We start from the raw sequence: 23,327 nt of genomic DNA, 5'->3' as shown, positions 1-23,327 counted from the left end.
CAGTTTCTGGCTGTAAGAGGCAAAAACGATGTAGGTTAACAATCGGAGATCGGGGTTTAAGATGCCTAACTCTAAACTTGTTGCGATAGTAACTGCCCTATTGTTCTTACTGCCGTCTCAGCATGTGCGTGCCGAAATTACATTGGAGCATTTGCTGACGATAGATCAGTTTTTGTCCGAGAATAACATCCAGGCTTTGTGGGATTATCTTCAAAAGAACCCAGACTTGCTATTGGGTGATGACGAATTATCACTTGAGTTGCGCAGTTTTTTTGACACCGTTTCACGGGGACAGGTGGATTACGGCTTTACTGGTAACGCCGCAAACAGTGCAGAGGTTTCACAAGTTGGCAGCGCAGCGCTTGCCGCTTCTTCCCTGCACTGAAATCATGACGCAATTTCCAAACATTCGATATCCTAAGAAAGTGAAGATCGCGTATGTTATTGAGCCCCGCTTTTTAGGTGGCACTTCCATGGCAGTCGCTGCCGAACTGCGCGTGGCCGCCGAGTTCGCTGATCTGGTGGTGCATGCCAGAACCTCAAAGATGTTTGGCAGCAGTCAGCATGTCGCGCCGGTGCTGCAGCGAGTGTTGGACGAACTTCGTATCCCAGTGGTTTGGGACGCCCCCCGGATAAGCGCAGGTATTGCTATCCTGCATAATCCGTCTTTCCTGAAGTTTCAAAACTCTTTGAATGCAGAGATTTATGCGCGCGAAATGATCGTTGTAACCCACGAAAACTTCTTGCGGCCGGGCGGCGAAGAAGGCTTCGACGTTTCAAACTGCCTGGATCAGATAGACTTGTCGACCCTCGCGCTTAGGAAAACGCTTGCGCCAATTTCGTCGTATAACCGTGAGACCGTTACAGGCTGGTTGTCCAAATTTCGCAAGGCCCGCCATTGGACTGTCCTGGAAGATGACTGGTTCAACATCTTTTTCAGTGACAAAGGCGAACCATGCGAAAAGCCAGAGGACCGACGCGGTCGACATTCGCGACCTGGCTTCGAAAAGTTTCCATCTATCGCCGATTTTGATTTGTGTTTTCCCAAACACGCGAAGTCCAATGTCATTCTTGGTGCGAACGCGTTGATGGACACGGACATCGTTCGTCCGCATTGGACTTTGTTTCCATTTGACGCGATCAGTCTGGAAGATTTTTTTGAGATGATAGATTTTTTTGTCTACTTTACAGCGCCGACTTGGCGAGAGAGTTTCGGGCGCGTAATTGCGGAGGCTATCGCAGCCGGCAAGGTCGTCTTGACGGATCCGGAAACGGCAAAGACATTCGGAAATGCCGTAATCCCCTGTAGCCCCGGGGATGTGGACCGGATCATTTCTGACCTGATTTCGTCCCCCAACCGGTATCATGAGAAAGTTGCTGCGGCACAGCCGCTGCTTGAGCGCTACTCGGGCCAAAAATTCAAAGAGCGATTGGGCGCCATTCTGACCGCGGACAGAGAGGCGCTGACATGATTTTTGTTGAAGCGGGTACACTTTCAGTTCGGTCTTTTGACGCACAATTGATTTTTGCTCTGAAACTCCGAAAGCGTGGTTTCGATGTTTGCATCGACGCAACCTATTTTCCTGAGGATGCAGGGCGCGGAAGACACTACGAGGCTGCGACACTTCTCGCCGATACCGAAGAACTCGTAGCTGAAGCCGTGTTTATCCTCGGCGCGGAAGAAGTAGATGACCGGCTGCTTGCCTCATTGCGACAAAAGCAACTTGGGACGGATGTTCCGGTAATCGCAACTGGCCGGTTCAGTACTCAGCAAAGCTACATTGGTGCAAAAGCCCGTCTTGCGTTTGCACTGGGGCGCGAAGCAACGGTCATTGATCTATCGGACCTTCAGCCGCGTTCTATTTCACCTTCAGCTGTCAGCCCCCTGGTAACTGAACCCCGACCGATCACCCGGCCAATTGGTGAATTGGCGAATGTAACCGTCGTGCTGGGTTCCTTGGAGTTGGACGACTCTGAAACGCTGTCCTGTCTGTCCCGGATGAGCAATCAGGGCAGCTATGGCTTTAAGCTGGTTGTGAGCGGTGCGCAGAATGAGTTCCTAAAGGCGTCAAAATTCAACGATCTCCCCAGAGTTCTTTATACTGATCTTTCGCCTCTAACCCTCGCAAATTCAACGGATATCCTCGCGATGTTTGGGAATGGCATCGCAGGCGACCGGATGGCCGAGCTTGCGCTTGAAGTGATTGCAGCCGGTGGCGTCGTGATCGACTGCACCGAAGACGAGGTTTTGATATCGTCCGGAGCGCCGGCATTACTTGGACCCAAGACGCTTTTTGCTTTGGATGGATACCTGATCGGCAAAATTATCGGGAATACACCACACATCGCTGACCAAACACGAAAGTCTCCGTGGCTGCGGACAGTAGATATATCCCGGCTCGAGACCGCCGCAGGGCTTAGCGCCAAACCGCGACCACCCAAACGGACGTCGCCGAGAACCTTGTTCTTGCCAACTAACGGAGTTGGGTTGGGTCATGCGCAGCGGTGCACTGTGATCGCCAACGCTTTGCCAAAACACATGTCCCCGGTGTTCGCGGCCTTCCCAAGTTGTGTTCCTATGGTTCGACGCGAAGGGATCGACTGTATACCGCTGGTCGCCCGGTCAGACGTAAACGACGGTTCCAACGCGAATGACATCCTGACTTACCGGCGTTTGAACGCCGCATTACAAGAAGGCGACCGGTTCGTTTTTGACGGTGGCTATGTGTTCGATTCCGTCAATCGCGTAATCCGGGAACACAGATTATCCGCAGTCTGGATCCGCCGTGGCCTTTGGCCCAAGGGTCGGTCCCGGCATACCATGCTTCGTCGTGAGGGCATATTCGACCGGGTCATCGTGCCGTCGGAGGCTTTTGAGGAGCTTAACGACGCTTACAGTTACGGTGAACATGTTCACAACATAGGGCCAATTTTTCGGCAGGTAGTGCAGTCGCCCGAGGCCTCCGAAAACCTCCGGACGCGTCTGGCCGAAAAGTTTGATCACGACTTTAAACTGCTGATTGTCAGCATGTTAGGCGGAGGAGTTGCCTCTGACAGGTCCGCTCAACTGCAAGCAATCTCAGGAATGCTTGAGTGCCGCGCAGACTGCCTTCACCTGGTCGTAACCTGGCCTGGTAGCGCGGTTCAGGCAGCCGCGTTTGGTTGGAAGAATTCAAAGGTGGTTCATACTTTAGAGGCTACAAATCTATGTCTATCCGCCGACTTGGTAATATCTGCCGCCGGGTACAATTCGGTCCACGAGATCCTCTACCACAAGATTCCCGCAATTCTTATCCCACAGTCTGCGCCATATTTGGACGACCAGGAACGACGCGCAAGAGCACTATCTGACCGCAATCTTTGTGCAACCATTACGGAAGCGGAATTCATGAAGCTAGAACGAACGGTACAGGTTTGTCTGGATGACGGGGGCGCGGAAGACTTTCGTACAACACTGCAACAAATTGAGCTTCCTGAATCCGGTGTGTCTGCAGCTGCAGATATCATAGCGACGAGCTGAAAAAATGGCTGAAAACAACTGGTACAAGATAGTCAACACCTTCACGCCGGAAGTACCGGTTGATTTGGATGACGTTATCCTTCGAGATCGAGCTAAGCGGCAATTTGGAAAAGTTCTGTTCCCCGATATGGACTTACTTCCGTCAACCGCACTTTGGGAACGCGAAGTTGAGGACCACACATATATTGGCGTCAGGATCGTTGAGCCTTCGAAGTCTCCATATACTGTTGCAAGATTACTCGCCGCCGCAGCAATCGAAAGAAATGTGGTTCCGATTATTCTGAGCCGAGTTGATTATTGCGGGCTCGAACAGTTTGGTTTTCGAATTGAACGCATCCCTGACGAGGAAACAGCGGCACGGTCAGCTGAGGCAGAGGTCGGGAAATTCTGGAACTTTGCTATTGTTATCGACGGTCACGACGTTGCCAGATTGAGTTAGGCAGTGTTGAAAACATTCCGATGTAACTGATCTGAACATCAGGTGCAGAAATTCAAAGGGCTTCCGAGACTACCTCCAAAACAGGATCGTCAGGCTGGTTCAAAGCGCCAAAAATTGGTGTCACTGTGCCTATTTGACGACCAGGTTTATTGCGGCACTCGATCAATCGGGCCAAAAGAGGTAGCTGGTTGAAGACCACAGGTCAGCGGCGCAGACACGGTCAAATTGAAGAACCAGAGAATCTGACCGAAGATAACGCTGCATAATCTGCGTTTATCAAAACTCGAAATTTGCGCAGTGAAGGCGCACTTTTTTAAAATTTTATAGACGCTTAGAGTATCTTCCTGGAGCGGGTAACGGGAATCGAACCCGTAACAAGAGCTTGGGAAGCTCGTGTGATACCTTTTCACCATACCCGCCTCTTTGGCTGGCATAGCATCGTCGCCGGATCGGGATCAAGCAGGATCGTTACTCGGTGCGGGCACGCAGGCTTTCAATCAACGATTGATCTACGTCTAATGCCTTGCCCGCCGCGTCCAGTGTTTGCCGGTCAAGGTGTTGCGGGTTCAGATCAACATCTTCTGAAAACGCCTTAACAATGACGTTCATAGCATTGATTCTTGCGTATTTCTTGTTGTTCGCGGGGATCACATGCCACGGCGCTTTTAGCGTCGAGGTTTTTGCCAACATTTCATTCACGGCGACCTCCATTATCTCCCATTTCTCACGATTACGGAAATCTTCGTAGGTCAGTTTCCAGCGTTTCAACGGGTTTGTCAGCCGTTGGGTGAAACGTTGCATCTGCTCATCCTCTGAAATGTGAAAGAACAGCTTCACAATCCGGGTCCCGTCATCCACCAACATGCGTTCGAAATCGTTGATCTCCTGATATGCTTCGCGCCAGCGTTTTTCAGGTGTAAGCTCCTCGATCCGTTCGACCAGGACCCTGCCATACCAGCTTCGATCAAATGCGGAAATTGCGCCCGAAGGTGGCAGACGTTCCCAAAACCGAAGCAGGTAGTGCCGGTTGAGATAGTAGTTTCGGGGCGCTCCGATCGGCCAGACCTTGAAACTGCGCGGGTCCAGCGCCTGACTGATCCGACGAATGGTTCCGCCCTTCCCTGCGGCGTCCCAGCCTTCGAACACAATCACGCCTTTCAGGTCGTGGAACAAAAAAGCCTGCTGTATCTTTGCAAGCTGCGCCTGAAGCCCCTCAAGCCGCTCGAAATACTCCTTTTTGGTCAGTCTCTTGCTGAGGTCCGCATCGGACAGTTTTGGTGGAATATGTTTGGTCATGAAATCACCTGATCGCAGCGTTCCGATCACGATATTCTGCGGCAGCATGGAAAAACAGCATTGATCAATATCAAAAAGAAAAGGCCGGGTGGAGAACCCGGCCTTTTGAAAAAAGTCGCAAACGGTTCAGGCGCGGCGACGACGGCCACCACCGCGACGGCCACCTGCAGCACCGGCTGCACCGGCTTCTTCCGGGTCTTTGTTGAACCGGATCCACTCTCCGCCATGCGCGTCATTGTTGGTCAGCAGGTTGGCAGCACGAATGGCCTCCATTTCCTTACCAGCGCGTGGCTTGGTCGAGCCCAGACCGAACATCTGAACAAAGGCCTCATCATCCATGCCCTCAGGCAGGATGATTCCAGCCGCCGTGACCTGCTCTTTCTTCTCTGCGATCTTCTTCTGCGTCACCGGCAGCGCGACCGGGTTCATGATCGCCGAAGTCATGCCAGCGCCCATCGCCATCGGCAGGAACGCGTTGTTGATGCCGTGGCGGTTCGGCAGACCGAACGAGATATTCGACGCACCGCAAGTGGTGTTCACGCCCAGTTCCTCGCGCAGGCGACGGACCAGAGCGAACACCTGCTGACCAGCAGTTGCCATCGCGCCGATGGGCATGACCAGCGGGTCGACGACGATGTCATGCGCAGGGATGCCGAAATCGGCGGCGCGCTCAACAATCTTCTTGGCCACTTCGAAACGGACATCGGGGTCTTCCGAGATGCCGGTGTCATCATTCGAGATCGCAACAACCGGAACGTTGTATTTCTTGACCAGCGGCAGAACCAGTTCCAGACGCTCTTCTTCGCCAGTGACCGAGTTCAGCAGCGGGCGGCCCTGAGCTGCCTCAAGACCGGCTTCCAAGGCTCCGGGAACCGACGAGTCGATGCACAGCGGCACTTCGACCAGACCCTGCACCAGTTCGACGATCTTGCGCATCAGCGGCGGCTCGGTCTCGTTCGGGTTGGGGTTCGAGTTGTAGACAACGCCTGCGTTGATATCCAGAACGGTCGCGCCTGAAGCAACCTGAGCGATGGCGTCCTTCTCAACGGTCGAGAAGTCGCCTGCTTCCAGTTCAGCGGCCAGCTTCTTGCGGCCGGTCGGGTTGATCCGCTCACCGATCACACAAAACGGTTCATCAAAGCCCAGAACGGCGGTTTTTGTTTTTGATTCTACGACTGTACGGGTCATGTCCGTTCCTTAGGAGTTTACAGGCTGTGCCGAAGCGCCGCCGTTGTCGATTGCCCAGTTGGCGTTGGTCTTGATACCACCAAGCGGGAAGAAATGTACGTTGGTGATGTTGAAGTCAGGGTTGGCGGCCTTGTGGTTGGCCAGCTCGGTCACAACATCGGTCGGCTCATAGGGCAGCAGAAGCTTGGAGACATCCATGGCACGCTTCTGCAGAACCTTCAGAGACGGACCAACACCACAGGCAATCGCGAATTTGATCAGCGTCTGCAACTTGGCTGGTCCAGCGATACCAATGTGGATCGGCAGATCAATGCCCGCCGCTTTCAGACCGTCGGCCCATGCGATGATCGGCTTGGCGTCAAAGGCGAATTGGGTTGCCAGCGCCATCTCCGCGTCGGTGATTTCACTGAACTTCTGTTTCCAGCGCAGCGCGTCGTCGACATTCTTGGTCGAACCGTCCGGGTCGATGTCCTTGTTTCCCTCGGGGTGGCCGGCAACGTGCAGACGTTTGAAGCCTGCCTTGTCGAACAGGCCAGTTTCCAGCAGCTGCATCGAGCTGTCAAAATCGCCGTGCGGCTTGGCAACACCACCGGCCAGCATCAGCGCCTGATCGACCCCTGCTTCGCCCTGGTACATCGAAATCCAGTTTTCCAACGTTGCGGCATCCTTGATGATGCGCGCCGGGAAGTGCGGCATGACCGGATAGCCTTCGGCGGCAATGCGCTTGGCGGTCTGGACCATGTCTTCGATCGGTGTGCCCTCGATATGGGCGATGTAGACGCGGGTGCCTTCGGGCAGCAACGCGCGGAAATCCTCGACCTTCTCGGCGGTGCGGGGCATCACCTCGATCGAATAACCTTGCAGAAAGGCTTCGACGGTCGGATTCACCGGGGCCTTCTCGGCCACATCACGTTTCTTGAAATTCAGCAAAGCCATTGAGGCCTCCCTTTATTAAAACCGGGCCTATGCCCAACCGTCGTTGGCGATCAGGGCCTTGATGCGGTCCTGATCGTATTCCGTTTCAAGGCGCACGGCCTGGGCTTCCGCGATTTCTGCCGGATCACCCTCGACCTCGAACGGGTCGGCCTTGCGCCATTCGGCCAGGTAGGCATCACTGTCCTTGGCATTTACCTTCATCGCAGCCCGGTCAATGGCTTGCTCGAACCGCTCCTCCAACTGCCGCTTGGCGCCACGCCGGCCTTTGCCAACGATGACCTGAGCGGGGATGTCGCGCCAAAAAACGATTGTGACGTCAGGCATCGCCTTTGATTCCTCCTTACCAGATGGACCGGTTCTAAACTTCAATATGGGCTCGGGTCGGTCGGTTTTCGACACACAACGCTTTTCAAGCGACCTTTTCGGCCCACAACGGGATACCGCGGGTTCTAACCCGTTTCGGTGCTCTGCGGGCACCTCAAAATTCTCAAGTTCTCGATGAAAACGGCACATAAACAGAAATTCCCCGGACCACACCTGCCGTCCGGGGAATGATTCAACTCAGACGCGGGGCTTAACCGACCAGGCCACCGTCCTCGCGCGTGATGGCGATGATCGCCGAACGCGGCACCGAGTCACCGCCTTCGGGCCAGTGGCTGTTTCCATCCTCACCCGGGTGCTGAATGCCGACAAACATGGTTCGGCGATCCGGTGACCAGCTCAGACCGGTGATCTCGCATTCATTGGGGCCAACCAGAAAGCGGCGGATCTCACCTGTCACCGGGTCCCCTGCCAGCATCTGGTTGTTGCCATGGCCTGCAAAGTCACCGTCGTTGCCGTAATTGCCGTCAGTCTGGATCCAAAGCAGGCCATTGCTGTCAAACTTGAGGCCATCGGGCGAGTTGAACATGTTGTCGGCGTTTACGTTGTCGGATCCGGCATAAGCGTCACTGTGCACCGTGGGGTTGCCCGCCAGAACATACAGATCCCAGCCAAATCCAGCGGCGGTGTGGTCCCCGCCATCCGGACGCCAACGAACGATCTGACCATAGTTGTTTTTGTCCCGCGGGTTCGGGCCATTGGCGGATGTGTCGTCGCCCCCTGCATTCGGTTTGACGCCTCGGTTCTTGTTGTTGGTCAGGCAGCAGTAAACCTCGGGCGCATTCGGGTTCGAGGCGACCCATTCCGGGCGGTCCATCGTGGTTGCACCCACCGCCGAGGCGCCCAGGCGGGTGTGAATACTGACCTCGGCCTGTGAAGCCAGCCCGGTGGTCTCGGGCGTCAGCTCCAGCCACTCTCCGGTACCATCATCGTTGAACTTGGCGACCGAAAGCGTCCCGTTTTCAAGCAGCGCATTGGTATCTACTCCAGCCGCATAGACGCCGTCGGATACAAAGCGATACAGGAACTCGCCACGTTCGTCATCGCCCATGTAAACTACGATGCGACCATCGTTGTTGACCACGGTGTCCGCGTTTTCGTGTTTGAAACGGCCCAGGGCGGTCAGCTTACGTGGGGTCGAGTTGGGATCTCTCGGATCGATTTCAACGACATAACCTGCGCGGTTTGGTTCGTTGGGGTTCTTTGCGACATCGAACCGGTCGTCGATCCCTGCCCAGCCGTAACCCCAATCTTTGGCGGACACGCCGTAACGCTTAAGCTCGGCACTGGTTTCGTGGTTTTCATCTTCGGCCGAGAAATAGCCGTTGAAGTTCTCTTCACAGGCCAGATAGGTGCCCCACGGTGTCATCCCGTTGCCGCAATTGTTCCATGTCCCTTTGCAAGCTGTGCCCGATGGATCGGCTTCGGTTTTCATCAGTTCATGACCAGCGGCGGGCCCGGTGATCGTCATGTCGGTCTGCGGAGTGACGCGGCGGTTATACGGGCTGTCCTTGACAATGCCCCACTTGCCGTCGGTGTTGGCAATCTCAACAACCGTGACACCATGTGCCATCATGCCTTTGGCCACGTCATCGTCAGATGCCGGCTTGGCGTCAGGGTTGTTGCCCCAAATGATATCGCGATTGGTGTATTCATTGTTCACCACCAACAGCACGTGTCCATCATGGAAGAATACATCCTGTCCGTCGGTGTTGTCGCCGAAGGCGCGTTCCTGACTTGCACCAGTGCCGCGCGTGGCGTGATCAAACTCGGGCGCATCCGACCACAGCGGATCACCCCAGCGCACCATGACCTCTGCCTTGTAACCGGCGGGCACAACGACATCGTCCGCTGTGGATACAGGGATCGCGTCGAACGAGAAACGGTTGGCAGCGGCACGCGCGCCTGTCGGCAGAATCGAGCCCCCAACCGCAGCAAAGCTGCCCATCGCCAGAACACTTCCCATAAATCCACGGCGCGACAGGGCGCGTTCGACGACGCGGTCAAAATCACATTCCTCTGGGCGTGGGTTTATGAGTTCATCATACTCGTCAAAAGAAAGGGTGCGCTCGTCTTTCATGGCAGACTCCGTATCTGGCTGTAAGCTTGTAAAGAACCCCGAACAGGGTTCTGACAAGACAGGTTGCACTTCAGTGTGAACGATGCGTGACATTCACCTTAAATTGAGTTTTGAAATCACTTGCACGACGGCGATGTGCCGCCTAGGGTCAGGTTAACTCGAAAATCGGAGGGCGTGAAGATGGCGCCCAAGCGTCCCAAAGGTGCGGGCGCGTTCCCGAAAGCGGTCGAAAGCCCCGCGCCGGCAAAACCCGATCCGGATGCACTATATGCGGCACTGGATCTGGGAACGAATAGCTGCCGCATGCTGATAGCCCAGCCCAAGGGCAGCGGGTTTCATGTGGTAGACAGTTTCTCCAAGTCCGTGCAACTGGGTGCGGGGCTTGAACGCACCGGACGTCTGTCTCGGGCGTCTATGGCGCGTACCGTTCAGGCGCTCAGGATTTGTCAACAGAAGCTCAAACGGAACCGCGTCAAGCGAATGCGCCTGATCGCGACCGAGGCCTGTCGGCGCGCCAAGAACTCGCGCGAGTTCATCCGCCAGGTCAAACGCGAAACCGGCTTGACGCTGGAAATCATACAGCCCGAGGAAGAAGCCCGTCTGGCAGTCATCTCCTGCGCTCCGTTGGTGTCGACCAAGACCGAGCAACTGCTTGTTGTAGACATCGGTGGCGGTTCGACCGAGCTGGTGTGGATCGATATCTCATCCGTGCCGCGCCGGGATCGCCCTGCTGCAATCATGCGTCTTCACAACGGCTTTCACGCGGCTGAAAGCCCCTTTCCCGCTGCCAAGGTGGTGGATTGGATCAGCGTTCCGCTGGGCGTTGCCACTTTGCGCGATCAGTTTCACGATGTCGAAGACGACTCGGCCCGCTTTGCCCTGATGAGTTGGTTTTTCGAGGAAAACCTTGCCGACTTCGCGCCCTACAAGGACGAACAGGCGCGGGAAGGCTTCCAGATCGTCGGCACCAGTGGCACGGTGACAACCGTTGCGGCCTCGCATCTTGGTCTTAAACGGTATGACCGGACGAAAGTGGACGGTCTGCGCATGACCAGCGATCAGATTGACAAAGTCATACGTGGGTATCTAGAACTCGGCCCTCAGGGTCGCCGCCGGGATCCGCGCATCGGCGATGACCGGCAAGCCCTGATCATGTCCGGCTCGGCCATTTTGCAGGCTTTGTTACGATGCTGGCCTACCGACCGTCTTTCCGTGGCGGACCGGGGGCTCCGCGAAGGTCTGCTATATGCACAAATGAGCGCGGACGGCGTATTGGAAGACGGACCGTTCTGATGACGAAGACACCGACTGGCAAAAATACCTCAGGTCGCGGACAGCGCGACCTGAAGGTCAAGGTCAAGACTGCACGCGGGCGCAAGCTCAGCTCGACCCGCTGGCTCGAGCGGCAGTTGAACGACCCTTATGTAAAGCGCGCCCAGGCCGAAGGCTATCGTGGGCGTGCCGCATTCAAGATATTGGAGCTGGACGAGAAATTCCGCTTTCTGGTTCCGGGTGCCCGTGTCGTGGATCTGGGCTGCGCGCCCGGCGGCTGGCTGCAGGTCGCGGTCAAACGGGTCAATGCGCTGGGCGAGAAAAGCGGCAAGCGGATCGGTACTGTTCTGGGTGTCGATTTGCAGGAAGTTGAACCGGTCGCCGGTGCGACAGCTCATGTGCTGGACTTCATGGAGGACGACGCTGACCAGAAGGTCAAAGACTGGCTGGGCGGCAAGGCCGACGTGGTAATGTCAGACATGGCCGCTGCGTCCTCGGGCCACAAGCAGACCGACCATTTGCGGATCATGGCGTTGTGCGAGACCGCAGCCTATTTCGCCTTTGACGTTCTCGAGGAAGGCGGCACCTTTGTCGCCAAGGTTCTGGCCGGCGGCGCTGAGGGCGATCTGCAAAAGCTGCTGAAACAGAAATTCGAGAAGGTGGCTAATGTCAAACCACCTGCATCGCGGTCGGACAGTTCAGAAAAATTCGTTGTCGCAACTGGATTTAGGGGCTGAACTTAATCGTCCAGCAGTATCCGGTTTCCGCTTAGGCGTTGTTCGCGGAAGGACGCGGTGGCCATCCCCTGAATAAGCAGAGCTTCGCCGTGATTGATGTAAACGGGCGGTCTGGCCTGCAGTTCCGCAATCCGCTGATCGATTGTGACGCGGCGTGTGCGCTTTGGTTCGGGCGCTGGTTGTTCTGGCATGGCTGACCTCATGAAGAATGCCGGGATTTGTACCCTGCCCTGAGATTGCCAGCGGAATTTGCCATCAACATGGCGCAATACAGGCGCTGACATGCCGAACAATGGCGTTTTCACGCCAAATACCCCAAATGTACGAGCAAACGGGTCGCCGGCAGCGCGCCCTACTTTTGTTAGTCTTTCGCTTGGGACTCGTTTTCAAGATCCATCAATGCACCGTTAAATTCCGCTCCCAGGATCAACATGGCGGCGCACAGGTACAGGAAAATCAGGGCCGCCATAGCCCCAGCAAGACCGGCATAGGTTGCGCTGTAAGTCGCGAATTTGCCGATATAGATGGAGAAAGCCCATCCGCCTGCGGCCCACAACGAAAGTGTCAAAAAAGCGCCCGGCAGAATCTGGGTCAACCGATGCCGACGTGTGGGCAACACCAGATGTGCGATGATCACCAAGCCCGCAGGCACGGCAACCGTAAAAATCCAGCCCAGCCTGTCCACGGACAACCACCCTGACACATCAACGGCGGTGTTTTCCGTCACCAGCCTTGTGTAAAAGGGCAGCACAACTTCTACCATTGCGATGATCAGAACGGAGGCACCGCCAAGGATGACGAGGCCGATACACAAAAGCCGGGTCTTCCAGAACGGCCAACTGTCATTGTCATGATAGGCCTGGTTCATAGCGGCGCGCACAGCGGCCACCCCGTTTGACGCAAAATAGATGGCGAGCAAACCGCCCAGCGTTATGACGCCCGAGCCGGCGTTGTCCAGCACCGCGCGCAGTTCGGCAACGATCGGTTTGGCCACATCTTCAGGCCACGCTCCGAAAATCAGGTCGATCAGATCGTCAGTGACGTAGCCCTGCGACAACGAACCAGCCAACGCGACGGTGAAAAGGACAAAAGGAAACAACGCCATCATCAAAGACATGGCGACATGGCTGCTCATCACAAAACCATTCTTGTCGACGAACCTCCGGATTGCCAACCACAGGGCACGAAGCGGACGATCAAACGAGGGAATCATGAACGCGTGCATGTCGCGAGTCTAACCCGCATAAGTCTTGCAAAGAACCCGCGTGCAGGCCTGTGTTGCCGAATAGACGCGTATAAATGCCTGAGCGCATTGCATAAACCCGCCGCGCTGTGCAGAATCGGACCGTGACCCTTAACAAATGTACCGGAAACTGTTCGTTCCATGGATCTGAAAGCCCAAGAATCGAGTGACCGCCCCATGCTCAGGCTGTCGGTTCTGCGAGACATTGTGATTGTCATCACTCTGATCGTGGTTGGCCTATATGCCGGTTCCGCATTCCTGATTCCGCTGACCATGGCGTTGCTGATAAACGTTCTGATCATTGCCCTCAGCGACCGGGTGATAGCCGTTACCCGCGCACCGGTCTGGCTGGCCAACATTGCCGGTGTGACCGTGGTTTTGGCAGGTCTGTTCATGATCATGTACATTGTGGGCAGCCAAGCCACGCAGTTCGCCCGTTCTGTCACCACATACGAAAGTCAGTTCGACGGCGCGGTAGAGCGCGTCACAGGGTTGGTCGGCAACGATGTCACGAAATTCATACGGGACAATCTGGTCAGCCTGGACATGACTTATGTGGCCCGGATTCTGCTGGGCAGCGCCACCTCTCTGCTCAATCACTTCTTTCTCATCAGCCTATACGTCGCCTTTCTGATGGCCGAACGACTTGCTTTTCGCAAAAAGATCCAACTGGCCGCAGGCAACCCGTTGGCCGGGGCCGAGTTCGCCGCAATTCTGGACGCAATTACCGACAGTCTTCAACGCTATGTCGGTGTCAAAACCTTTATCAGCCTGATTACCGCCGGCATCAGTTATGCGGTGTTCCGGCTTCTTGGCCTTGAATACGCTGAAACCTGGGCTGTTTTGACATTTGCGCTGAATTTCATTCCCTCGATCGGATCCATCATCGCCGTTGTCTTCCCGGCCATGATTGCACTGGTTCAGTATGAAACCATCGGCCCGTTTCTGATCATCGTTTTTGGCTGCGGCACCATCCAGTTTCTGATTGGCAACTTCCTGGACCCTGCCCTGCTGGGAAGATCGCTTAATATGTCCACGTTTCTGGTCATACTGGCCCTGACCTTCTGGACAACTGTTTGGGGCCTGATCGGAGCATTCCTGAGTGTACCGCTGACCGTCTGCATTTTGATCGTTTTCAGCCATATTCCCGCATTGCGACCGGTTGCAATTCTGATGTCGCTGGACGGGCAATTGGGTGAAGATGGGTCCGACGAAAAGTAGTTAACTTGGTCCGGTCACCCCTCCGCTAAGTTTAACCTGAAATTAGTATATTTTAATCTTCCTATGTGATAGTTCTGCCTTCGCAGGTACAGTTATTCAATCATTTCCCGAGGCTCTCTCAGAAAAAGAATTCAATCCGAGAATCAGCGCCTTACACATGATGTTTCAGCAGTTTTCCGGCTGAGCCGTCAATTTCGAAACGACCGGGTTCCGACCCGCCATTTCAGGAGCGTAAGATGTCATCAGAAGAACTCAGACCAACCCCACTATTACGTAGGCTAGCTGCGGCCACATTTGCCGCGTGCCTTGCAATTCCGGCATGGGCACAGAATGAAAAGCCCAATATCCTTGTGATATGGGGTGACGATATCGGTCAATCCAATATCTCGGCCTATACGATGGGTTTGATGGGTTACAGGACACCCAATATAGACCGCGTTGCCAATGAGGGTATGATTTTTACCGACTACTACGGTGAACAGTCCTGCACCGCAGGCCGGTCATCTTACATCATGGGTCAATCGGTGTTTCGCACCGGCCTGTCCAAGGTTGGCCTGCCTGGCGCAAAAGAAGGGATGCAGGTCGAAGACCCGACAATTGCGGGTTTGCTGAAGGACCACGGGTACGTCACCGGCCAGTTCGGCAAAAACCACCTTGGCGACCGGGATGAGCACCTTCCCACAAACCACGGTTTTGATAAGTTTTTTGGGAATCTCTATCACCTGAACGCTGAGGAAGAGCCCGAACATGAAGACTATCCCGGCGACGCGGTTTTACCCGACGGACGCACCTTCCGCGAGGCTTATGGCCCGCGCGGTGTCATCCGCTCGACCGCAGGAGGTCCGATTGAAGACACTGGTCCACTGACGAAAAAGCGCATGGAAACGGTGGATGAGGAAACGCTCGAGGCTGCCATAGAATTCATTCGCAAAGCCAATCAGGATGGAACACCGTTCTATGTCTGGTGGAACGGCACCCGCATGCATTTCCGCACCCATGTAAAAGAGGAAATGCGCAATCAGGCAAATGAGATCATGGGCGGCGTGGCCGATGAGTATACAGCCGGCATGATCGAACATGACATCCAGGTCGGTCAGTTGCTGGACCTGTTGGACGAACTCGGCATCGCCGACAATACAATCGTCCACTATTCCACCGACAATGGCCCGCACTACAACACCTGGCCTGATGCGGCGTCGACCCCGTTCTGGGGCGAAAAGAATACCAACTGGGAAGGCGGATGGCGCGTGCCATCAATGGTGCGCTGGCCCGGCAAGATCGAGCCGGGTTCTGTGACCAATGAAATCGTGCACCACATGGACTGGCTGCCGACATACCTTGCTGTCGCCGGTGATCCGGAGATCAAGGAAAAGCTGATGGCCGGCTATTCCTCGCCCGCGATGGGTCGCGATTACAAGGTGCATCTGGATGGCTACAATATTCTTCCGCTGTTGACAGGTGAAACCGCTGAAAGCCCGCGCCGGGAGGTGTTCTATTTCACCGATGACGGCGACCTTTCGGCTTTGCGGTTCGATGACTGGAAGCTGATCTTTCTCGAGCAGAAAGCATGGGCAACCCTGCGCGCCTGGATGGAACCCTTCACCCCGCTGCGCGTCCCGATCATCGTGAACCTGCGCCGCGATCCGTACGAACGCGGTTATCGCACGTCCAACACATATTACGACTGGATGATCGACCGGGTCTATTTCCTGGTGCCTGCCCAGCAATATGTCGGGCAATTCCTGAGCACGTTCCAGGAATTCCCGCCGCGGCAGAAAGCTGCCAGCTTCAGCCTGGATCAGGTGATGGACAAACTGTCAACTCCAACCAGCAACTAAAACTGCAAACAACTCGGGGCCGCCTGCAAGGGTGGCCCCGGTCATTTTGAACGGAGTGTTGTGTAATGCTGCGATTGTCTGCCATCGTCTTTGCCTTGACCTTTCCTGTCACCGGCAGTGCTGATCCCCTGCCAAGCTGGCAAGACACCGAGACCCGCGATCAAATTATTTCATTTGTAGAATCGGTAACGGATCCGTCCGGGCCAGCATATGTCACTCCTGCCGACCGGATCGCGGTTTTCGACAATGATGGCACCCTTTGGGCCGAGCAACCTGTGTATTTTCAGTTTATTTTCGCTATGGACCGTCTGGCCGAAAAGGCCGAACAGGATCCCTCGATCCTCACAACACCCATCCTGAAGGCGGCGGCGCAAGGAGATCTAGCGGCTGTCTTGGAAGGTGGGCATGATGCATTGATTGAAGTCGTCAACGCCTCGCATTCGGGCATGACCGTCGCCGAGTTTCAGGAAACGGTCGCACAATGGCTCGACGAGTCTCGCCATCCGCAAACTGATCTCCGCTATGATCAGATGACCTATCAACCCATGATCGAGCTGCTGCGCTACCTGCGTGACGAAGGGTTCAAGACATACATCGTTTCCGGCGGCGGCCTTCATTTTATGCGTGTTTTTGCCGAAAGCGCCTATGGCATTCCGCCCTGGCAGGTCCTCGGCACATACGGCAATACCAGTTATGAAACGGTCGATGGCTCACCGGCTCTGGTCAAGGCGCCGGGCATCGCCTTTATCGACGACAAGGAAGGCAAGCCAATCAACATCGAACGCACAATCGGCAAACGCCCGATTTTGGCAGGAGGAAACTCGGACGGAGATTTCGCCATGATGGAGTGGACGACGTCGGGCGAAGGACCACGACTGGGCATCCTGATACATCACACGGATGACAAACGCGAATGGGCTTATGACCGCGAAAGCCCGATTGGGAAACTGGCCGACGGTCTGGACAAAGGGCCCGGGATGGGATGGGTCATTGTTGATATGGCGCAAGACTGGTCGCGCATCTACACTGGGGCGAACTGAACAGGTTCGGAGCTTTCAACCTCATGTGGACACTGCTTGTCTCCGCGTTTCTGATATTTCTCTACGTCACCGCTGTGGTGTTCTCGATACGGGCTGCACAGACAGCCCGTACGCCACAAGGTGCGGTCGGTTGGGTGGTTTTTTTGATCGCCACCCCCATGCTGGCAGTGCCTATGTACCTTTTTCTGGGTCATCACCGATTTCGCGGATACCGCATTGCCCGAAAGGAAAGTGAAAGGGTTGTCGAGGGCATCAAGACTTTTGCAGACTACTCAAAGCCGGACAGAGAAAGCATGCAGATCAATCCGCGCCCCTTCGAAGCCTTGGCGCATCTGCCGGTGTCCCGTGGCAATGGCGCGTCGTTGCTGATTGACGGTCAGGCGACTTTCGACGCGATTTTTGAGGCAATCGATGCCGCCAAGAATTATGTCCTGATCCAGTTCTACATCGTACGTGATGACACGTTGGGCCAGCAATTAAAGGATCGGCTGGTTGCGGCGGCGGAACGTGGGGTGCACGTACGCTTCCTGACCGATTCCGTGGGTAGCTATGGCTTGCCCACCGCATATCTTGAATCGCTGCAGCAAGCAGGAATTGATGTTGCAAACCCCAAGGAGCGCCGTGGTCCGAAGTTTCGGTTTCAGCTGAACTACCGCAACCACCGCAAAACTGTGATCATTGATGGCGAGACCGGGTTTATAGGCGGGCATAATGTCGGCGTGGAATACCTGGGTCAGAACGCGCATTTTGGCCACTGGCGCGATACGCATGTCCGGATAACCGGCCACATCGTCCGCCAGTTGCAACTGATCTTTACCGAAGACTGGCACTGGGCCCATGAAGAGGACCTGATCGACCATCTGGATTGGGCCGGCAGTGAATCCGATCAGGACATGAACGCCCTGCTGGTTGCCACCGGCCCGGGGGACGAGACCGAGACCGGCGCGATGATGTTCTTTGCCGCCATCGCCGAGGCGAAAGAGAGATTATGGATCGCCTCGCCGTATTTCGTCCCGGACATTGACATCATGACGGCCCTTCAACACGCCGCCCTGCGCGGCGTGGACGTGCGGATTCTGGTCCCTGACATGATCGACCATCGCCTGCCTTGGCTTGCAGCCTTTGCCTATTTCGACGAAATCCGTGACTGCGGCGTACGTGTGTTTCGATATGCCGACGGGTTCATGCACCAGAAGGTTTTTGTGGTCGATGACACTCTGGCGGCGGTGGGAACGACCAATCTGGACAATCGGTCCTTCCGTCTGAATTTCGAAGCGATGGCCCTGTTTTTCGATGCACGCGCCGCTGAAGCCGCCGCAAGTATGCTGCGCACCGACTTTGAGAAAAGTTACGAACTGACCCGCACCCTGCAACAACAACCGGCACATATCCGCTTTGGGGCACCTCTGGCGCGTCTATTCGCCCCTATCCTTTAACAACAGCTCCTCCTGAAAAACCCGAGTCATCAACGCGACCATGAAAGCGGTGGACAAGCCAAACGCCAAAAGGCCGGTCACGGATGCGAAGGCCCCGAAGATACGCAGTTGTTCCCCCAGAACGATGTCGCCGTATCCAAGCGTCGTGAACGTCACCAACGAAAAGTACAGAGCCGAGTTCCAGTCGGGCAAGACATCACCAAAGACCCAGACAATGGCCCAAAGCCAGACTTGAAGGGTGTGAATCAGAACGATGAACACCAGCGCCACGCTGATCGGCGCAGCAGTGGTGAAAAAGCGGTGCGTGTCCTGCCACTTTTCAGTCAGTTTTTCAATCAACTGCGTGCACCATGTCAGCAAAGCAATCTCGATCAGAAAGCATATGCCCAGATAGATGCTGCCCCAGATGATCTGGTCGGATAAGGACATCCGCTCGCGCCTCGTGCCGAAGGGTGAAACCGTTGGCACAGCATGGACTTTTGCCCGGCCGGGAACAACCCCGGCCATCGACCAGTGCCACACCTGCGGCGAAAGGAACCGGGAAAGCATGCGCACTGGACACTGGCGCGTGCCGTTGCACATTGTGACAGGAACCAGTCAGGATGCCCGGATGTTGCTTGTAGTTGATCAGGTCAGGAAATCGTACCCGGGTGGCCGCCCGGTTCTGAATGGCGTTTCTCTGTCACTTGATGCGGGCCAGACATTGGCGCTGACTGGGGAAAGCGGCAGCGGCAAAAGCACCTTACTGAACCTCGCTGCGGCGTTGGACAGCTTTGACGGCGGCGAGATCATTCTGGACGGCACGGCGCTGTCGGCACTCGACGATCCGGGACGCGCCGCATTGCGGTGCGACAGTGTCGCGTTGGTTTTTCAGCAGTTCAACTTGATCCCTTCGCTGACCGTCGGGCAAAACCTGTCCTTTCACGCCCGGCTGGCCAATCGCCACGACCCGGACTGGATTGCGCATCTGGCCGACAGGCTGGGGCTGACCGATCTGATACACCGCTATCCGGAATACTTGTCTGGCGGACAGCAACAAAGGGTCGCCATAGGGCGCGCATTGGGCGTTCGGCCCAAGCTTTTGCTGGCGGATGAACCAACGGGCAATCTGGACGAGACCGCCAGCACGGCGGTGCTGGATCTGATGCTGTCACTGGTCGCAGATACTGGAACGGCACTGCTGCTGGTGACCCATTCCCATGCCATTGCCGCGCGTCTCGACCGGCACGCACACCTTGCGGGCGGACACATCGCATGACCTTTGTGGTCGTTCAGGCGCTATGGTCTCACTGGCGCAGGCATCTGTTGCAACTGGCAACGCTGCTGATTGGAATTGCGCTGGCAACCGGTCTTTGGTCAGCAGTGCAGGCCATCAATGCCGAGGCGCGGGCCAGTTATGATCGCGCCAATTCACAACTGGCAATTGGCCAGTATGACATTCTGAGAAACCCGGCGGGCCCGATCCCCATCGAACGCTATGTCGCGCTGCGCAAGGCCGGGTGGCAGGTTGCAGCGGTTCTGGAAGGGCCGTTTCGCATCGCTGATCGAACGCTGCGCCTGATGGGCGTGGACATGATCTCCTACCCCGCCCTGCCCGCAATTACGCAGGCAGAACAAAGCGCCGAGCCGCCCGAACCGGTTGACGTGCTGACAGCCCCGGGGGTGCTTTTGATCTCGCCGGTGTTGGAACCTCTGATCGCTGAACACTCCGGACTGCCCAAAGCGATCACAAGCGCGTCTCTGCCGCCGGACGTTATCCTGACCGATATCGGCGTTGCCGAGACCCTTTTGAACAGACGGGGTGAAATAAGCCGGTTGGTCATATTGCCCGTTCAACCCCGCACGGTCCCGCCTTTGTCGGAACTCGCGCCCGAACTGGAACGGATCAGCCCGTCATCTCAGCTGGACACTGCGCAACTGACCGAGAGTTTTCATCTCAACCTTTCGGCCTTTGGCCTGCTGTCTTTCGCCGTGGGTCTGTTCATCGTTCACGGTACGGTTGGACTGGCCTTTGCCCAGCGACGCGGCATGATCCGGACTTTGCGGGCCTTGGGCGTCTCCATGCGTCGATTGGTTTGCCTGATCTTCGCAGAGTTGACCATGCTTGCTCTGGTCGGCGGCGGGCTGGGCCTTTTGCTCGGCTTCTTTCTGGCGGGTGCACTACTTCCTGACGTGGCAGCCACCTTGCGCGGTTTGTATGGCGCCCCTGTCAGCGGACAGTTGTCGTTGCAGCCTCAATGGGCCGTTGCAGGCATCGCCATGGCCGTTGCCGGTACGCTGATGGCCAGTGGACACGCGCTATGGCGACTGTCTCGAATGCCTCTTCTTGCGGGTCCGGGCCTGCAGGCGTGGGGCAAGGCCACAAGCTCACGCCGGATTGCGGGCTTCACCGGCCTCGGGTTGATCGTTGCGGGCTGCCTTGCCTTGTTGGTTTTCCCCGGGCTGATCGGCGGGTTTGCCCTGTTGGCTGGTATCCTGACCGGATCGGCCCTGCTGCTGCCTGCGTTTCTTTCAGCAATCATTCATGTCCTTGAGCGCAAGGCCCGCAGTCCTGTTGCGCAATGGGTCTGGGCGGACATGAGGGCGCAGCTTCCCGGCCTTTCACTTGCCTTGATGGCTTTGCTGCTGGCGTTGGCCGCGAATATCGGTGTCGGGACGATGGTGTCCAGCTTTCGGCTGACATTCACCGGCTGGCTGGATCAGCGCCTGACGTCCGAATTGTACGTCACGGCCATAGACGATCAACAAAGCCAAGCGATTGTCGATTGGCTCGCCCCACAGGTGGATGCCATCCTTCCGATCCGCCGGGTCGAACTCCCCCATGAAACTGGTCCCTTGTTCCTATACGGTGTGATCGATCACGCGACATACCGGAAGCATTGGCCGCTGATCGCTTCGTCGCAGGATGTCTGGGATCGCGTCATGGCCGGAGAGGTTGTTCTGATAAACGAGCAACTGGCCCGCCGGTCCGATCTGTGGCCCGGAGATCAGTTGGCCCTAACACCCGGTCGGGTGTTGGAAGTTGCCGGTGTCTATTCCGACTACGGCAATCCGACGGGTCAGGCCATCGTGTCGATGGAACAGCTTAATGCCATCGCGCCCAATACTCCGGCTCGGCGTTTTGGTGTCCGCGTTTCCCCGGAAGCCGCAGGTCAGCTGGCGCAGGCGGTCCGGGACCGCTTCGAACTACCGCGCGAAAGCGTTGTCCAACAGGCAGCGATGAAGGCGCAATCCATAACCGTGTTCGAGAAGACATTCGTTGTGACTTCGGCGCTGAACATTCTGACACTCGGCGTTGCCGGATTCGCCATCCTGACCAGCCTTCTGACATTGTGGACACAACGGCTGCCGCAGATCGCGCCGGTCTGGGCCCTTGGGCTGAGCCGCGCGCACCTCGCCCGGCTGGAGTTGCTGCGCAGCGGGCTGTTGGCCATCCTGACAGCCTGCCTGGCGCTGCCGCTGGGCCTTGTTCTGGCCTGGGTTCTGCTGACTGTCATCAATGTGCAGGCTTTTGGCTGGCAGTTGCCAATGTTCCTGTTCCCAAGGGAATGGCTGGGTTTGTTTGGATTGACCGTTGTCGCAGCGCTTGCCGCCGCAGCCCTGCCCGCCTTGCGACTGCTGCGCCTGCCCCCGGCGGACCTGCTGAAGGTGTTTGCCAATGAACGTTAGGACCTTGCTTTTCATGTTGCTATTGGCGCTTCCCTGTCCGGCTTTGGCACAGGGCTATGCCGGGTTGGGCGGCTCCGCCGAGGGCTTTGATGTTCCTGAACCCGGCTACCAATTCAATTTCCCGCAGGATCACGGCCCGCATCCGTCCTTTCGCATCGAATGGTGGTACCTGACGGCAAATCTGCGCGGTGAAGATGGACTGGATTACGGTGTACAGTGGACCCTGTTTCGCTCAGCGCTGAAACCGGTTGAAACTGGTGGTTGGCAGAGCCCTCAGATCTGGATGGGACACGCCGCTGTCACAACGCCCGATACCCACTATTTTGCCGAGCGCCTGTCGCGCGGCGGTATCGGGCAGGCCGGGGTTTCCTCGCACCCCTTCGAGGCATGGATTGACGAGTGGCGAATGGGTGGTCCGGACCTGAATACCCTGTCGTTGACAGCAAATGGCGAAACCTTTGGATATGACCTGTCGCTGACAGCCGATGGACCGCTGGTCTTTCACGGAGAGGATGGGTATTCAGTCAAATCCGCAGATGGTCAGGCCAGCTACTACTATTCTCAGCCCGCCTACACGGTCCGGGGCACACTGCACTTGCCGGACCGGGATGTGGAAGTCACCGGTCAGGGGTGGCTGGATCGCGAATGGTCATCGCAACCTTTGGCTGCGGACCAAACCGGCTGGGACTGGTTCTCGCTCAGCTTTGAGGGCGGCGACAAGCTCATGGCGTTCCGTCTTCGCGGCGCGCGCGGAGACTTCACCTCGGCCACTTGGATCGGCGCGAACGGGGAGGCAACCAGCCTGCCGAATGGGTCTGTTTCAATGACGCCGCAGGAAACCGCAATCGTCGCAGAACGCGATATTCCGGTTCGGTGGCGTGTCAGGTTACCGGATCGTGACCTAGATGTCGAAGTATCGGCCCTGACGCCAAATGCGTGGATGGGCACACGGTTCGCATACTGGGAAGGCCCGATCAAAATAAAAGGCACCCACGAAGGTCGCGGGTACCTTGAGATGACAGGCTACTGAA

The 23,327-nt window shown here is 56.4% G+C and carries 21 protein-coding genes and 1 tRNA gene; 13 read left to right on the top strand and 9 right to left on the bottom strand.

Annotated elements, in window-relative coordinates:
- Window positions 1-61: 61 nt before the first annotated feature.
- The 4 genes from ACR1XU_RS03075 to ACR1XU_RS03060 are packed head-to-tail and all read left to right on the top strand — an operon-like array spanning window position 62 to window position 3,959.
- Window positions 62-385: a hypothetical protein gene (locus ACR1XU_RS03075; protein ID WP_480908485.1), complete on the top strand. Its 324-nt coding sequence runs from the start codon at window positions 62-64 to the stop codon at window positions 383-385.
- Window positions 348-1,472 carry a hypothetical protein gene (locus ACR1XU_RS03070; protein WP_480908483.1) on the top strand — a complete coding sequence of 375 codons (1,125 nt, stop codon included), beginning with the start codon at window positions 348-350 and terminating at the stop codon, window positions 1,470-1,472. Before ACR1XU_RS03075 ends, ACR1XU_RS03070 begins: the two co-directional genes overlap by 38 nt.
- The gene (locus ACR1XU_RS03065; protein WP_480915582.1) at window positions 1,469-3,520 is read left to right on the top strand and encodes a glycosyltransferase; all 2,052 of its coding nucleotides are present in this window, start codon (window positions 1,469-1,471) and stop codon (window positions 3,518-3,520) included. Before ACR1XU_RS03070 ends, ACR1XU_RS03065 begins: the two co-directional genes overlap by 4 nt.
- Before the next feature lie 4 nt (window positions 3,521-3,524).
- Complete coding sequence (locus ACR1XU_RS03060) at window positions 3,525-3,959, top strand: hypothetical protein (protein WP_480909189.1); 435 nt, start codon at window positions 3,525-3,527, stop codon at window positions 3,957-3,959.
- A 345-nt stretch (window positions 3,960-4,304) separates the two neighbouring features.
- On the opposite strand, the gene ACR1XU_RS03055 is transcribed toward ACR1XU_RS03060, so the two are convergent.
- From ACR1XU_RS03055 to ACR1XU_RS03030, 6 genes are all read right to left on the bottom strand, one after another.
- Window positions 4,305-4,378, bottom strand: a tRNA-Gly gene (locus ACR1XU_RS03055).
- Window positions 4,379-4,427: 49 nt separating this feature from the next.
- Entirely contained in the window at window positions 4,428-5,255 is an 828-nt protein-coding gene (locus ACR1XU_RS03050; RefSeq protein ID WP_480909187.1) for a polyphosphate kinase 2 family protein, read from the bottom strand.
- A gap of 126 nt (window positions 5,256-5,381) precedes the next feature.
- Window positions 5,382-6,443, bottom strand: a complete 1,062-nt coding sequence (locus ACR1XU_RS03045; RefSeq protein WP_480909184.1) for a methyltetrahydrofolate cobalamin methyltransferase — start codon at window positions 6,441-6,443, stop codon at window positions 5,382-5,384.
- Between the two features lie 9 nt (window positions 6,444-6,452).
- Window positions 6,453-7,379, bottom strand: a complete 927-nt coding sequence (locus ACR1XU_RS03040) for a methylenetetrahydrofolate reductase (RefSeq protein ID WP_480909181.1) — start codon at window positions 7,377-7,379, stop codon at window positions 6,453-6,455.
- A 27-nt stretch (window positions 7,380-7,406) separates the two neighbouring features.
- Window positions 7,407-7,703: a virulence factor gene (locus ACR1XU_RS03035; protein WP_321252861.1), complete on the bottom strand. Its 297-nt coding sequence runs from the start codon at window positions 7,701-7,703 to the stop codon at window positions 7,407-7,409.
- A gap of 250 nt (window positions 7,704-7,953) precedes the next feature.
- Entirely contained in the window at window positions 7,954-9,840 is a 1,887-nt protein-coding gene (locus ACR1XU_RS03030) for a PhoX family protein (protein ID WP_480909177.1), read from the bottom strand.
- 180 nt (window positions 9,841-10,020) lie between these two features.
- Between ACR1XU_RS03030 and ACR1XU_RS03025 the strand changes: the two genes are divergently transcribed.
- Both ACR1XU_RS03025 and ACR1XU_RS03020 read left to right on the top strand, forming a co-directional pair.
- Window positions 10,021-11,133, top strand: a complete 1,113-nt coding sequence (locus tag ACR1XU_RS03025; RefSeq protein ID WP_170614971.1) for a Ppx/GppA phosphatase family protein — start codon at window positions 10,021-10,023, stop codon at window positions 11,131-11,133.
- On the top strand, window positions 11,133-11,849 hold the full coding sequence (locus ACR1XU_RS03020; protein WP_480888982.1) for an RlmE family RNA methyltransferase: 717 nt from the start codon (window positions 11,133-11,135) through the stop codon (window positions 11,847-11,849). The genes ACR1XU_RS03025 and ACR1XU_RS03020 overlap by 1 nt, the downstream gene beginning before the upstream one ends.
- A 2-nt stretch (window positions 11,850-11,851) precedes the next feature.
- Here the strand turns inward: ACR1XU_RS03020 and ACR1XU_RS03015 are convergent, their stop codons facing one another.
- On the bottom strand, window positions 11,852-12,040 hold the full coding sequence (locus ACR1XU_RS03015) for a hypothetical protein (RefSeq protein ID WP_170614969.1): 189 nt from the start codon (window positions 12,038-12,040) through the stop codon (window positions 11,852-11,854).
- A 170-nt stretch (window positions 12,041-12,210) separates the two neighbouring features.
- Window positions 12,211-13,074, bottom strand: a complete 864-nt coding sequence (locus tag ACR1XU_RS03010; RefSeq protein WP_480909174.1) for a YihY/virulence factor BrkB family protein — start codon at window positions 13,072-13,074, stop codon at window positions 12,211-12,213.
- A gap of 159 nt (window positions 13,075-13,233) precedes the next feature.
- Here ACR1XU_RS03010 and ACR1XU_RS03005 point away from each other — a divergent pair, with 159 nt between their 5' ends.
- The 4 genes from ACR1XU_RS03005 (at window position 13,234) to cls (ending at window position 18,627) form a co-directional block, all read left to right on the top strand.
- Complete coding sequence (locus ACR1XU_RS03005) at window positions 13,234-14,313, top strand: AI-2E family transporter (RefSeq protein ID WP_170614967.1); 1,080 nt, start codon at window positions 13,234-13,236, stop codon at window positions 14,311-14,313.
- Window positions 14,314-14,549: 236 nt separating this feature from the next.
- Entirely contained in the window at window positions 14,550-16,151 is a 1,602-nt protein-coding gene (locus ACR1XU_RS03000) for an arylsulfatase (RefSeq protein WP_321252850.1), read from the top strand.
- Window positions 16,152-16,216: 65 nt separating this feature from the next.
- Complete coding sequence (locus ACR1XU_RS02995; protein ID WP_480909171.1) at window positions 16,217-17,191, top strand: HAD family hydrolase; 975 nt, start codon at window positions 16,217-16,219, stop codon at window positions 17,189-17,191.
- A 23-nt stretch (window positions 17,192-17,214) separates the two neighbouring features.
- A complete protein-coding gene (gene cls, locus ACR1XU_RS02990; RefSeq protein ID WP_480909169.1) occupies window positions 17,215-18,627 on the top strand; it encodes a cardiolipin synthase in 1,413 nt (470 codons plus the stop codon).
- Here cls and ACR1XU_RS02985 read toward each other — a convergent pair.
- Window positions 18,607-19,056: a potassium channel family protein gene (locus ACR1XU_RS02985; protein WP_480909167.1), complete on the bottom strand. Its 450-nt coding sequence runs from the start codon at window positions 19,054-19,056 to the stop codon at window positions 18,607-18,609. The genes cls and ACR1XU_RS02985 overlap by 21 nt on opposite strands.
- A gap of 181 nt (window positions 19,057-19,237) precedes the next feature.
- Here ACR1XU_RS02985 and ACR1XU_RS02980 point away from each other — a divergent pair, with 181 nt between their 5' ends.
- Genes ACR1XU_RS02980 through ACR1XU_RS02970 form a run of 3 tightly spaced genes read left to right on the top strand, consistent with a single transcriptional unit; the run spans window position 19,238 to window position 23,326 of the window.
- On the top strand, window positions 19,238-19,885 hold the full coding sequence (locus tag ACR1XU_RS02980) for an ABC transporter ATP-binding protein (RefSeq protein WP_480909165.1): 648 nt from the start codon (window positions 19,238-19,240) through the stop codon (window positions 19,883-19,885).
- The gene (locus ACR1XU_RS02975) at window positions 19,882-22,296 is read left to right on the top strand and encodes an ABC transporter permease (RefSeq protein ID WP_480909162.1); all 2,415 of its coding nucleotides are present in this window, start codon (window positions 19,882-19,884) and stop codon (window positions 22,294-22,296) included. The genes ACR1XU_RS02980 and ACR1XU_RS02975 overlap by 4 nt, the downstream gene beginning before the upstream one ends.
- Window positions 22,286-23,326 carry a lipocalin-like domain-containing protein gene (locus ACR1XU_RS02970; RefSeq protein WP_480915581.1) on the top strand — a complete coding sequence of 347 codons (1,041 nt, stop codon included), beginning with the start codon at window positions 22,286-22,288 and terminating at the stop codon, window positions 23,324-23,326. Before ACR1XU_RS02975 ends, ACR1XU_RS02970 begins: the two co-directional genes overlap by 11 nt.
- Window position 23,327: the final 1 nt, after the last annotated feature.

Source organism: Ruegeria sp. D1(2025), from assembly GCF_056536425.1.
The sequence above is the reverse complement of the archived record's forward strand: the minus strand, read 5'-3'. Positions and strand labels throughout refer to the sequence as shown.

Coding starts and splice junctions, on each gene's coding strand:
- ACR1XU_RS03075 (WP_480908485.1), top strand. CDS start 62: ATGCCTAACTCTAAACTTGTTGCGATAGTAACTGCCCTATTGTTCTTA.
- ACR1XU_RS03065 (WP_480915582.1), top strand. CDS start 1,469: ATGATTTTTGTTGAAGCGGGTACACTTTCAGTTCGGTCTTTTGACGCA.
- ACR1XU_RS03060 (WP_480909189.1), top strand. CDS start 3,525: ATGGCTGAAAACAACTGGTACAAGATAGTCAACACCTTCACGCCGGAA.
- ACR1XU_RS03050 (WP_480909187.1), bottom strand. CDS start 5,255: ATGACCAAACATATTCCACCAAAACTGTCCGATGCGGACCTCAGCAAG.
- ACR1XU_RS03045 (WP_480909184.1), bottom strand. CDS start 6,443: ATGACCCGTACAGTCGTAGAATCAAAAACAAAAACCGCCGTTCTGGGC.
- ACR1XU_RS03040 (WP_480909181.1), bottom strand. CDS start 7,379: ATGGCTTTGCTGAATTTCAAGAAACGTGATGTGGCCGAGAAGGCCCCG.
- ACR1XU_RS03035 (WP_321252861.1), bottom strand. CDS start 7,703: ATGCCTGACGTCACAATCGTTTTTTGGCGCGACATCCCCGCTCAGGTC.
- ACR1XU_RS03030 (WP_480909177.1), bottom strand. CDS start 9,840: ATGAAAGACGAGCGCACCCTTTCTTTTGACGAGTATGATGAACTCATA.
- ACR1XU_RS03025 (WP_170614971.1), top strand. CDS start 10,021: ATGGCGCCCAAGCGTCCCAAAGGTGCGGGCGCGTTCCCGAAAGCGGTC.
- ACR1XU_RS03020 (WP_480888982.1), top strand. CDS start 11,133: ATGACGAAGACACCGACTGGCAAAAATACCTCAGGTCGCGGACAGCGC.
- ACR1XU_RS03015 (WP_170614969.1), bottom strand. CDS start 12,040: ATGCCAGAACAACCAGCGCCCGAACCAAAGCGCACACGCCGCGTCACA.
- ACR1XU_RS03010 (WP_480909174.1), bottom strand. CDS start 13,074: ATGCACGCGTTCATGATTCCCTCGTTTGATCGTCCGCTTCGTGCCCTG.
- ACR1XU_RS03005 (WP_170614967.1), top strand. CDS start 13,234: ATGGATCTGAAAGCCCAAGAATCGAGTGACCGCCCCATGCTCAGGCTG.
- ACR1XU_RS03000 (WP_321252850.1), top strand. CDS start 14,550: ATGTCATCAGAAGAACTCAGACCAACCCCACTATTACGTAGGCTAGCT.
- ACR1XU_RS02995 (WP_480909171.1), top strand. CDS start 16,217: ATGCTGCGATTGTCTGCCATCGTCTTTGCCTTGACCTTTCCTGTCACC.
- cls (WP_480909169.1), top strand. CDS start 17,215: ATGTGGACACTGCTTGTCTCCGCGTTTCTGATATTTCTCTACGTCACC.
- ACR1XU_RS02985 (WP_480909167.1), bottom strand. CDS start 19,056: ATGTCCTTATCCGACCAGATCATCTGGGGCAGCATCTATCTGGGCATA.
- ACR1XU_RS02980 (WP_480909165.1), top strand. CDS start 19,238: ATGTTGCTTGTAGTTGATCAGGTCAGGAAATCGTACCCGGGTGGCCGC.
- ACR1XU_RS02975 (WP_480909162.1), top strand. CDS start 19,882: ATGACCTTTGTGGTCGTTCAGGCGCTATGGTCTCACTGGCGCAGGCAT.
- ACR1XU_RS02970 (WP_480915581.1), top strand. CDS start 22,286: ATGAACGTTAGGACCTTGCTTTTCATGTTGCTATTGGCGCTTCCCTGT.